This window comes from Amycolatopsis sp. NPDC003676 (genome assembly GCF_053587275.1).
Genome location: NZ_JBSFNS010000188.1, coordinates 1 through 10,131, shown reverse-complemented (window position 1 = coordinate 10,131; position 10,131 = coordinate 1). Strand labels below are relative to the sequence as shown.

General features: G+C 68.1%; 7 protein-coding genes, 2 tRNA genes and 1 pseudogene. All 10 read right to left on the bottom strand.

Annotated elements, in window-relative coordinates; translation table 11 throughout:
• Positions 1 to 512 precede the first annotated feature (512 nt).
• Positions 513 to 585: transfer RNA gene (locus ACWDNU_RS43815), tRNA-Ala, on the bottom strand.
• A 30-nt stretch (positions 586 to 615) separates the two neighbouring features.
• On the bottom strand, positions 616 to 786 hold the full coding sequence (locus tag ACWDNU_RS43810; protein WP_020663676.1) for a DLW-39 family protein: 171 nt from the start codon (positions 784 to 786) through the stop codon (positions 616 to 618).
• A gap of 157 nt (positions 787 to 943) precedes the next feature.
• Positions 944 to 1,714, bottom strand: coding sequence for a phosphotransferase (locus tag ACWDNU_RS43805; protein WP_449673196.1), 771 nt, complete (start codon positions 1,712 to 1,714; stop codon positions 944 to 946).
• 2 nt (positions 1,715 to 1,716) lie between these two features.
• Positions 1,717 to 3,123 (bottom strand): hypothetical protein, encoded by a 1,407-nt coding sequence (locus tag ACWDNU_RS43800; RefSeq protein WP_449673195.1) that lies wholly within the window; start codon positions 3,121 to 3,123, stop codon positions 1,717 to 1,719.
• Positions 3,124 to 3,214: 91 nt separating this feature from the next.
• A tRNA-Ile gene (locus ACWDNU_RS43795) sits at positions 3,215 to 3,288 on the bottom strand.
• Positions 3,289 to 3,338: 50 nt separating this feature from the next.
• On the bottom strand, positions 3,339 to 3,992 hold the full coding sequence (locus ACWDNU_RS43790) for a DUF3566 domain-containing protein (protein ID WP_378405394.1): 654 nt from the start codon (positions 3,990 to 3,992) through the stop codon (positions 3,339 to 3,341).
• A 35-nt stretch (positions 3,993 to 4,027) separates the two neighbouring features.
• The gene (gene gyrA / locus ACWDNU_RS43785; protein ID WP_449673194.1) at positions 4,028 to 6,631 is read right to left on the bottom strand and encodes a DNA gyrase subunit A; all 2,604 of its coding nucleotides are present in this window, start codon (positions 6,629 to 6,631) and stop codon (positions 4,028 to 4,030) included.
• A gap of 50 nt (positions 6,632 to 6,681) precedes the next feature.
• The gene (gyrB, locus tag ACWDNU_RS43780) at positions 6,682 to 8,649 is read right to left on the bottom strand and encodes a DNA topoisomerase (ATP-hydrolyzing) subunit B (RefSeq protein ID WP_370932759.1); all 1,968 of its coding nucleotides are present in this window, start codon (positions 8,647 to 8,649) and stop codon (positions 6,682 to 6,684) included.
• Between the two features lie 197 nt (positions 8,650 to 8,846).
• Entirely contained in the window at positions 8,847 to 9,482 is a 636-nt protein-coding gene (locus ACWDNU_RS43775; RefSeq protein WP_449673193.1) for a DciA family protein, read from the bottom strand.
• A gap of 109 nt (positions 9,483 to 9,591) precedes the next feature.
• Positions 9,592 to 10,131 (bottom strand): annotated as a pseudogene (locus tag ACWDNU_RS43770) (DNA replication/repair protein RecF); the annotation flags it as partial.

Sequence of the window (10,131 nt, the reverse complement as noted above, 5' to 3'; positions counted from 1 at the left end):
TTCCAGCCGCGCAAGCACATCCGCCGCCTCGACGGTCGTTTCGGCAACCAGCACAGCATCGACGTCCGGGCGCGCGAAGTCGGGCCGCGCGACGTGGTTGACAGTCATGGGTGTCCTTCCGAGAGCAGTAATGCCTCTCGAAGGATGGAACTTCAAGGGAGGTTGAAGTCAAGCCAGCAGCCGCGGCCTCGTTGCTCTGACTGGCACGGTCGTGGGCAAAGCACAAGTTCACCAACGACACCGCTTCCGGGCGGGTCGAGGAACAAGCTCCGGTACAGCCGAGCGAGCCGATCCCGGGGACCACGGCAAGGGACCCTGGCATTACGTGTGGAGCAGTTGCTTCCGCACGAACCACGCGACCTGCCACCCGCGCGTCGCCGGTCCCGGCGGTCAGCCAAAACCAGGTATTCGGGGGTGCCGTCCTGAAGATCATCGACCGGTTGAAGCAGATTCCGTAGCGCCCCTGGAACGCACGAATCCCCGCTCGGCGTCGGCCGAACGGGGATCGCGGGTGGACCTGAGGGGAATCGAACCCCTGACCCCCGCCTTGCAAAGGCGGTGCTCTACCAATTGAGCTACAGGCCCGGTGCGGACCGAGGTCCGCGAAGCATGACGTCAGTTGCGCGAGGCGTCCGCGGCCTTGGCCGGCGCACTGCCGTTCGCCGACGGGGCGGCAGGCGTGGTGGCCTCGCGCCACAGGTCAGCCTCGGCCTTGGCGGCCTTGTTCCGCTTGACGACGAACAGGACGCCGCCCGCGACGACCGCGAGTGCCAACAGCTTCTTCACCTGAAGCCCCCTTCTGAGTGCTTGCGCTACCCCTCGATGCTACCGGACCCGCCGCGCGTCCCGTCCAGCGGTTCCGTCTCTCGTTCCACGTGGAACACCGGGAATATCCGGAGTGATCGGTCCGTTGGACCCGATGGCCCCCGTGGCCACGCATCACTCAGCCCTGCCGGTCCTTCTCTTCCCGGCAGGGCTGACTCGTCTCCGCGAGCCGCGCGCGGGTGCCGGCGAGGCCCGATTCGACCAGGTCAGGCCGGTCGTTCTCCAGTCCGTACGTCACCTCGTACCACGGGCCCAACTGGTTCCACGCCCACGCGCGCCGACGCAGTTCGGGCGTGACCTCGTACTCCGCGGAGAACGCCGCGACGCACTCCGCCGACGTCCAGAACAGCAGCCACGCCAGGTCCCGCGCGGGGTCGCCGATCGACACGTCGGACCAGTCGATCACCCCGCTCAACCGGCCGTCCTGTTTGAGCAGATGCTCTGGTCCGAGATCTCCGTGCACCACGGTGTTTGCTGGATAATCCTCGACCTCCGCCAGCAAAGCGCGAGCACGATCAGCGAGCGGACCGAGCAACGGCGGAACGGCATCGAGGGCCAGATCTTCCGGCACCGCACCAAGTTCGCGCGCCTTGGACACGTCCGCTCTGTGCAAAGCGCGGAGGAATCGGCCGAGCGCGCGACCGTCGTCAGCGGTCAGTTCACCTGGCCCGCCTGGCACCAATTCGTGCCGCACGACCAATGGATTTTCCTGCCACACAACGGGAATCGGCACCGTCAACGGCAGCTGCGGGGCCAGCCACGGCAACACCCTGGTCTCCCGAAGCAGCCAAGCGCGCACCTCGTCCCGCTTGGGCCGCCGCTCGACCCACCGTCCGTCGACAAGCGTCGCGACGCTGTCCCACCCCTCGCCCAACTCCTCGCCGGTCATGTTCACACCGAAACCCCGGCGGCGAAGGCGACTTCCAGAACCTGTTGCCGTTCAACGGAACCCGTCCCCAGCAACGCCGCGATACGTTGCCGCTGCGCAGCACTCGGCTGGACGTACATCGGCAACACCAGCTCCCGGGCCAAAACCGCACCGGCCGCCAAGAACTCCAGGTCGGCGATCACCGACTCCCATCCGCCGAGACCGCGGTGCAGCCACCAACCCCGGCGTCGCAACTCCGGATCCGCGGATTCCTTGAATGCCACCAGATCTGCGAACGACCACAACTCCGGACTGCTGCTAAGCACGTCCGACGCCAGCCTGGCCGCCCGTGAGTGATCGCTCGTCATTTCGCGCAGCAACCACGGCACGTCCGAAGCGACAGCCTTGCCGCGCAGCAACGACAAACCAGCCTTCCGCAACGACAGCTCGGCACTCTGCGCAAGACTGACGATCTCCGCACGGTCAAGCTCAGTCCCGGTCTCCGCGAGCCCGGCGTACGCACGAGCCCGCACCACGGGCTCGGCAGCAGAACGCGCGACCGCGGCATAAACCGCGACCGGGTCCCGTCCCATTTCCTGCCAGCGCAGCCGCGCCCACAGCCGCACCGTCGTCGACCGGTCGACCAGAAGCCGTTCCACCTCAACGGGGTCGAGCCGCGCCGCGGTCAGCTTCACCAATCCCAGCACCCGGCCCTCCGCGGACCGGTCGCGAAGCAGCGAGGCGATGACATCCGGAGTCGCCAATTCAGCGACGACACCGATCAACTGCCGCCGGACGATCTGGTCCCGTTCCCCGGACAACAACCGCACGGCGTCCGCCGCGCCGAGCAGGCCGGACTCGAAGCTGGTCCGGAACGCGAGCCGCCGCACGTCCCGGTCTCCGGAACCGCGCAAGCACGCCCACACCGACGCCTCGCCATGCGCGACGAGCAGCGCACGCAAATAGCGCGAGAAGACTTCCGAACCCCACCAGCGCTGAGAAATCCGCTGCAGCAACGGCACAATCCGCTCTGCCTGCGCCAACGTCGTACGCCGCAACACCTCGCGCACCGCCAGCTCGCGGACCACCTCGACGTGGTCGGTAACGCGGACCGCCAACGCCCGGTCGCTCAACGCGCCGTCCGAAGCGCACAACACGCGAACGGCCCGCTCCCGGAGATACCCGTCGGGGTGCATCGAAGCCAGCGCCCCGACGACCGGCGCGGCGTTCTTCAACTCCCAGTCCGTCGCCCGGCCCAGCGCAGGTGCCTCGAAGCGGAACTGGCGGGAGTAGTAGTCGATCCGCAGCATCTCGCGCGCCGTCGCCGACTCGAGCCAGGCCGACGTTTCGGCCAAGCCAGCTTGGTCATCCCGCTGCGCGGCGACCGCGCCAAGGCTCAGCTCGGCACGGATCTCCCTCGGAGTCTGCATGCGGCTGATTCTGGCGACCGCACCACCGGCAGTCACCCGAAATACCAGAAGGCCGACCCGCAGGAGCTGCGAACCGGCCTTCTGAGAAATGTGGGCCCACCAGGACTTGAACCTGGGACCTCTTCGTTATCAGCGAAGCGCTCTAACCGCCTGAGCTATGGGCCCGTCGAACGAGGAGAACTCTACCGGACCCCCCATCCGCCCGCGCAACCGGGTTACTCACGCTCGGACAAGGTGACTTCCAGCCCGCCCGCGAGGTCCGCCGACACGTTGTAGATGAACGCGCTCACCGTGGCCAGCGCGGACACCAGCACGATGTTGATCGCCCCGAGGATGGCCGCGATGCCGAACACGCGACCGGCGCTGATCAGCGGTTCCGGGGACGCGTTCGCGCCCTCACCGCCGACCAGGGACGAGTACGTGCCGTTCAGCTTGTCCCACACGCCCATGCCGTCGAGCACCGTGTAGAGCACGCCGACCGCGACCAGCCAGACGAAGAACATCGCGACGCCGAGCACCAGTGCCAGCTTCAGCACCGACCACGGGTCGAACCGCTTGATCTGCAGGCTCGCCCGCCGCGGGCCCCGGCCGGGGCGGCGCAGCGCGCTCGGCGTCGGCCGGGTGCGGCCCGCGGGCGGCACGTCGTCCGCCGGCGGCGGTGCCTCGCCTCCGAAGAGCCGGGGCGCCGCCGAGCCGGTCACCGGGTAGTCGTTCTCGGCCGCGGCGGCCGGTTCCGGAGCCGCGGTGGGCACGTCCTCGGTCGCGATCCGCGCCGTGGCCATGGCCTCGGAGTCGCCGCCGCCGTCCTTGGCGGTGCGCTGCCAGGGCGGGTTGGCCGACGCGTCGTCGGCCTTGTCGGATGGTGCCACGTTGAGTCAGTCCTTACCCGTGCGTGGGGCGCCGATCACTGCTCCGGCGCCGTGCCGTCTTCTGCTGTGGGCTCCTCTGGCGTAGCCTCGGCCGCTTCCTCCGAAACCGTCTCGGAAGCGATAACTTCCGAAACCTCGGAACCGTCCTCGGCGGAGTCCTCGCCACCATTGGCGACGTCCGAACCCTCGTCCGCGTTGCGTGCGACCGCGAGAAGAGTGGTTCCGTCACCCAGGTTCATCAGCCGAACGCCCTTGGTCTGCCTGCCCGCCTTGCGCACGTCCCGCGCCGGCGTGCGGATGACCCCGCCGCTGGACGTAATGGCGAACAGCTCGTCGTCCTCGTCGACGATGAGTGCCCCCACCAGCCTGCCACGTTTGCTGTCGTGCTGAATGGTGAGCACGCCCTTGCCGCCGCGGCCCTGTACCGGATAGTCCTCGATCGGCGTCCGCTTCGCATACGCGCCGTCCGTGGCGACCAGCAGGAACTTGTCCGGTTTGACCACGCTGATGCCGAGCAGCTCGTCACCCTCGTTGAACCGCATGCCCAGCACGCCCGAGGTCGGCCGGCCCATCGGGCGCAGCGCCTCGTCGGTCGCGTGGAAGCGGATCGACTGGCCGCCCGCGGACACCAGCAGCAGGTCGTCCTCGGCCGCCGCCAGCACCGCGCCCATCAGCTCGTCGCCCTCGCGCAGGTTGATCGCGATGAGGCCGCCCGCGCGGTTGGAGTCGAAGTCGGTGAGCTTCGTCTTCTTCACCAGGCCGCGCTGCGTGGCGAGCACCAGGTACGGCGCGACCTCGTAGTTCGGGATCTCGATGACCTGGGCGATCTGCTCGTCCGGCTGGAACGCGAGCAGGTTCGCCACGTGCTGGCCGCGCGCGTTGCGGTTGGCCTCGGGCAGGTCGTAGGCCTTCGCCCGGTACACCCGGCCCTTGTTCGTGAAGAACAGGATCCAGTCGTGCGTGGAGCAGACGAAGAAGTGCTGGACGATGTCGTCCTGCTTCAGCGTCGCGCCCTGTACGCCCTTGCCGCCGCGCTTCTGCGAGCGGTACAGATCGGTTTTCGTCCGCTTGGCGTAGCCCGTGCGGGTGATGGTGACGACGACGTCTTCCTGCGCGATCAGATCCTCGACCGACACGTCGCCGTCGAACGGGATGATCTGCGTGCGCCGGTCGTCGCCGTACTTGTCGACGATCTCCATCAGCTCGTCGCGGATGATCGACCGCTGCCGCTCGGGCTTCGCGAGGATGTCCTTGAGGTCGGCGATCTCCAGCTCGATCTCGGCCAGGGTGTCGATGATCCGCTGGCGCTCCAGTGCGGCCAGCCGGCGCAGCTGCATGTCCAGGATCGCGGTCGCCTGGATCTCGTCGATCTCGAGCAGCGACATCAGGCCCGGCCGGGCCTCGTCAGCCGAGGGCGACCGCCGGATCAGGGCGATCACCTCGTCCAGCATGTCGAGCGCCTTGACCAGGCCGCGCAGGATGTGGGCCCGCTCCTCGGCCTTGCGCAGCCGGTACCGGGTGCGCCGCACGATCACGTCGACCTGGTGCTTCACGTAGTGCCGGATGATCTGGTCGAGCCGCAGCGTGCGCGGCACGCCGTCGACCAGCGCCAGCATGTTGACGCCGAAGTTCTGCTGCAGCTGGGTGTGCTTGAACAGGTTGTTCAGCACCACCTTCGCCACCGCGTCGCGCTTGATCGTGACGACGATCCGCATGCCGGAGCGGCTGTTGGACTCGTCCGCGATGTCCGAGATCCCGGTGATCTTGCCGTCGCGCACCAGGTGCGCGATGTTCTCCACCAGGTTGTCCGGGTTGACCTGGTACGGCAGCTCGGACACGACCAGGATCGTGCGGCCCTTCGCGTCCTCTTCGACCTCGACGACCGCGCGCATCCGGATCGAACCGCGACCGGTGCGGTAGGCGTCCTCGATGCCGGAGGTGCCGAGGATCATCGCCTTGGTCGGGAAGTCCGGGCCCTTGATCCGCACCAGCAGGGCGGCCAGCAGCTCGTCGTCGGTCGCCTCGGGGTTCTCCAGCGCCCAGACGACGCCCGAGGACACCTCGCGCAGGTTGTGCGGCGGGATGTTCGTCGCCATCCCGACCGCGATCCCGGAACCGCCGTTGACCAGCAGGTTCGGGAACCGCGACGGCAGCACGTCGGGTTCCTGCGTACGGCCGTCGTAGTTGTCGGAGAAGTCGACGGTCTCTTCTTCGATGTCCGCCAGCATCTGCATGGCCAGCGGCGCGAGCCGGGACTCGGTGTACCGCATGGCGGCAGCCGGGTCGTTGCCCGCCGAGCCGAAGTTGCCCTGCCCGTCGATCAGCGGGTAGCGCAGCGACCACGGCTGGGCGAGCCGGACCAGCGCGTCGTAGATCGCCGAGTCGCCGTGCGGGTGGTAGTTGCCCATGACGTCGCCGACGACGCGAGAGCACTTGTTGTACCCGCGGTCCGGGCGGAACCCGGAGTCGAACATCGAGTACAGGATCCGGCGCGCCACCGGCTTGAGGCCGTCCCGCACGTCCGGCAGCGCCCGCGACACGATGACGCTCATCGCGTAGTCGATGTAGGAGCGCTGCATCTCCTGCTGGATGTCGACCGGTTCGACCCGGTCGTGTTCCGGCGGCAAGGTTTCCGTCATGAGGTCCTTCTCAGTGAGCAGTCCTGGGGAAGCGAGTTAGCAGGGGACGCCTACACGTCCAGGAAGCGCACGTCCTTGGCGTTGCGCGTGATGAACGAGCGGCGCGCCTCGACGTCCTCGCCCATGAGCACGGAGAACAGCTCGTCCGCCTGTGCCGCGTCATCGAGCGTGACCTGCCCGAGCAGCCGGTTCGCCGGGTCCATCGTGGTCTCCCACAGCTCCTCGGCGTTCATCTCGCCGAGACCCTTGTACCGCTGGATCGCGTCGTCCTTGGGAAGACGACGGCCCGCCTCGACGCCGGCCTGGATGACGACGTCCTTTTCCTTCTCCGAGTACGCGTACTCCGGCTCCGACCGCGGCCACTTGATCTTGTACAGCGGCGGCCGCGACAGGAACACGTGGCCGTGCTCGATCAGCGGCGTCATGAAGCGGAACAGCAGGGTGAGCAGCAGCGTGGTGATGTGCTGGCCGTCGACGTCGGCGTCGGCCATCAGCACGATCTTGTGATAGCGCAGCTTCGAGATGTCGAAGTCGTCGTGGATGCCGGTGCCGAGCGCGGTGATCAGCGACTGGACCTCGGTGTTCTTGAGGACGCGGTCGATGCGGGCCTTCTCGACGTTGATGATCTTGCCGCGGATCGGCAGGATCGCCTGGTACATCGAGTCGCGGCCTTCCTTGGCCGAACCGCCGGCCGAGTCGCCCTCCACGATGTAGAGCTCGCACTCGCCGGGGTCGTTCGAACGGCAGTCCTTGAGCTTGCCGGGAAGACCGCCGATCTCCAGCGCGCCCTTGCGCCGCACCAGGTCGCGCGCCTTGCGGGCGGCGAGCCGGGCCTGCGCCGACGAGATCGACTTGTTGATGATCGTCTTGGCTTCGCTCGGGTTGCGCTCGAACCAGTCGCCGAGCCATTCGTTCGACTGCTGCTGCACGAACGTCTTGGCCTCGCTGTTGCCCAGCTTGGTCTTCGTCTGGCCCTCGAACTGCGGTTCGGACAGCTTGATCGACACGATCGCGGCGAGACCCTCGCGCACGTCGTCGCCGGTCAGGTTCGCGTCCTTCTCCTTGAGCAGCTTCTTCTCGCGCGCGTACGCGTTGACCACGCGGGTGAGCGCGGCGCGGAAGCCCTCTTCGTGCGTGCCGCCCTCGTGCGTGTTGATCGTGTTGGCGAAGGTGTACACCGACGGCGTGAACCCGGTGTTCCACTGCATCGCGACCTCGACCTCGAGGCCGGCGCCCTTGGCGTCGAAGGAGATGACGCTCTCGTGGATCGGGTCCTTGGGGCCGTTGATGTGCTTGACGAAGTCCTCGAGCCCGCCCGGGTAGCAGTAGACCTTTTCCTTGACCCTGGCCTGCTTGCCCTCGGCGTCCTCTTCGGTCTCCTCGTCGGCGACGCGCTCGTCGCGCAGCGACAGGGTGAGGCCCTTGTTGAGGAACGCCATCTCCTGCAGCCGGCGCGAGATGGTCTCGAAGTTGTAGGTGGTGGTCTCGAAGATGTCGCCGTCGGCCCAGAACGTGATGGTGGTGCCGGTGTCGGTGGCCGGGCCGAGGTCCTCGAGCGGGCCGGGCACCTGGTTCGTGTACTCCTGGCGCCAGCTGCGGCCGCCGACCTTGATCTCCGCGAGCAGCTTCGTGGACAGCGCGTTCACCACGGAGACGCCGACGCCGTGCAGACCGCCGGACACCGCGTAGGAGTCGCTGTCGAACTTGCCGCCCGCGTGCAGGATGGTGAGCACGACCTCGAGCGTCGGCTTCTGCTCCTTGGGGTGGATGTCGACCGGGATGCCGCGGCCGTCGTCGACTACCCGCACCCCGCCGTCGGCGAGCAGGGTAACCTCGACCTTGGTGGCGTACCCCGCCATCGCCTCGTCCACGGAGTTGTCCACCACCTCCTGGACCAGGTGGTGGAGACCGCGCTCACCGGTGGAACCGATGTACATGCCGGGGCGCTTGCGAACTGCTTCGAGGCCTTCGAGCACGGTGATGGACGACGCGTTGTACTCGCTCTTGTTCTCGGTCACCGGCGTTGTTTCTCCTCGTCTCGCCCGAGCGGACGCCCGCTACTACAACAGTGTACTTGGCCGCGCGCGCTCACATGCGGCAAGGACACCTCTCAGTCTGTCGCAGAGGCACGAAATCACCCTCAGGCGAGTCAGGTCGTATCCGAACCGGCGCGACCCGGTTCTCGGGGCAATGACCCGCCCGACCGCAACCCCCGTCAGCCGTACGTGTCACGCGGTCCGCGACCAGGCACGTGCCGGGGTCCTTTCCGCCAGCTCGGAGCGGTCGGACCCTGGATCCGCATCCGCTTCACGACGCCGTTGCCGACGCCCGCGGCGATCTTCGCCAGCAACTTGCCCTGCAGCAACCGCAACTGTGTCGCCCACGCGGTGGAACTCGCCCGGACAGTCAACTCGCCGTCTTTGAGCGCGATCGGCTGGGCGTGTTCGGCGACGTCCTCGCCCACGAGCCGGGCCCATTGCCCGAACACGCGCGCGTTGGTCATGGTGCCCTGCCAGCCGCTGTCGGAGATCAGCCTCGACACGAGCCGGCCGAGCGGCTGCGGGTCGCGCGGATCCGCGCCGGGACCGGACCAGCGCCGGCGCGCCCGGTTCTGCCCGCCGCCTCCGGTGATCCGGCCGCGGCGGAGGTTCGGCGGGGCGCCGCGCTCGCGGGCTTTCGCCTTCGCCGCTTCGAGCGCGGCGTGCGCGAGGTCGCGCCCGCTCGGAGTGTCCCCAGCGGGCGTCTCGTTCGGCCCAGTGGAACTGTCACGCTCAGTCGCGCCACGCGCGGGATTCCGAGGGGTGTCGTCCGCTTTCGAGGTGTCAAGACGGCCATCCGGCCGGTTCGTCACGCGCGGCGATAACGCGCCTCCGGGTTTATCCACACTGTCCACAGGTTTGTCCCCAGATCGGTGGGCAACTCGCGTGACCCCGGTCACCCCGCGTGGTCGTTGTGGCTGTTCAGGCACGGTTCACCTCCCCGTCGGCCACCGTGAACCTCGCACCGGCGAGCTCGGCGGGCACGTCCTCGGCCACCGCCGCGGTGATGAGCACCTGCTCGGCGCCCGCGGAGACCTCGGCCAGCCGGGCCCGGCGCTTGCGGTCGAGTTCGGCAAACACATCGTCCAGCAACAACACCGGTTCGCCCGCTTCGGCACGCAGAAGCTCGTAACTTCCGAGCCGCAAAGCGAGCGCGAACGACCACGACTCGCCGTGGCTCGCGTACCCCTTCGCCGGGAGCTCGCCGAGGATCAGCTCCAGTTCGTCCCGATGCGGGCCGACGAGACTGATGCCTCGCTCCAGTTCTTGCCGCCGCGAGTCGGCCAGCGCCTTCAGCAACAGCTCGCGCAGTACCTCTGCGTCCGCACGCTCTCCGCCGGGCACGCCGTACGACGGCGGAAGCGCTTCGCCGAGCGAAGACTTGTACGCGATCTTCGCCGGGCGAGAGTCGGGCGCGACGCCCATATAAGCGTCAGCCGTGTACGGCGCGAGGTCCGCGAT